Annotated in this window: 1 protein-coding gene; it reads left to right on the forward strand. The window is 62.8% G+C overall.

Annotation, left to right across the window (positions count from 1 at the left end):
- Window positions 1-205: 205 nt before the first annotated feature.
- Window positions 206-994, forward strand: a 789-nt coding sequence (locus tag CQ14_RS48230) for a M10 family metallopeptidase C-terminal domain-containing protein (protein ID WP_199805532.1), incomplete at its 3' end; no start/stop codon positions are given.

A 994-nucleotide genomic window follows, 5' to 3' on the forward strand; every position in this document is an offset into this window, starting at 1 on the left:
GGCGTCGATTCCGGCGCATGACACGCTCGTGAGCGATGACGGCGATCAATTTCCCGTCGCGGCCGAAACCGCCACCTCGATCGTCACGAGCGCGGCGAAANTGCGTCGATTCCGGCGCATGACACGCTCGTGAGCGATGACGGCGACCGGTTTCCCGTCGCGGCCGAAACCGCCACCTCGATCGTCACGAGCGCGGCGAAANCCGGTGGCGTCGATCGCGACGCTGGCCGATTACCTCGTCAACGGCTTCTGGCAATACAACAGCACGATCGCTCATCACTGGGCCTCCAGCACCATCACCTACAATTTCAGTGCACTGAACTCGGCCGAGAAGTTTCTGGCCCAGTCGGCGCTGCAGGCGTGGTCCGAGGTCGCCAACGTCACGTTCGTCCAGACGACCGGCGCGGCGAACATCACGTTCAGCAATTCCGGTACGATGCAGGCTTATGCGAGCGGGACCTGGAATGGCTCGGGCGCGATCACCTCCATGAATATCGTGATCAGCTCCGACTGGGTCACCACCGACGGCGGCGCCAACGACGGCAAGACCGGCATCGACAGCTACGCCTACCAGACCTACATCCACGAAATCGGGCACGCGCTCGGGCTGGGCCATCAGGGGCCGTACAATGGCAGCGCGTCGTATGCGACCAACGCGACCTACGCCAACGACACCTGGCAATATTCGATCATGTCGTATTTCTCGGAGCCGAATTACTCCGGGAGTTCGTACCGCTACGTGGTCACGCCGCAGATGGCCGACATCTACGCGGTGGTCTCGATCTACGGGGCGGCGACCACCACCAGGACCGGCGATACCGTCTACGGCTTCAACAGCAACGCCGGCACGATATTCAATTTTGGCAATTACACCTCGGCGCCGGCGCTGACGATCTACGATGCCGGTGGCAACGACACGCTCGATTGCTCCGGCTATTCGGCGGCGCAGACCATCGACCTGCATCCGGGCGCCTTCTCCTCGGTCGGCGGCCTC

It is taken from the genome of Bradyrhizobium lablabi, assembly GCF_001440475.1.
GTDB classification, from domain to species: domain Bacteria; phylum Pseudomonadota; class Alphaproteobacteria; order Rhizobiales; family Xanthobacteraceae; genus Bradyrhizobium; species Bradyrhizobium lablabi.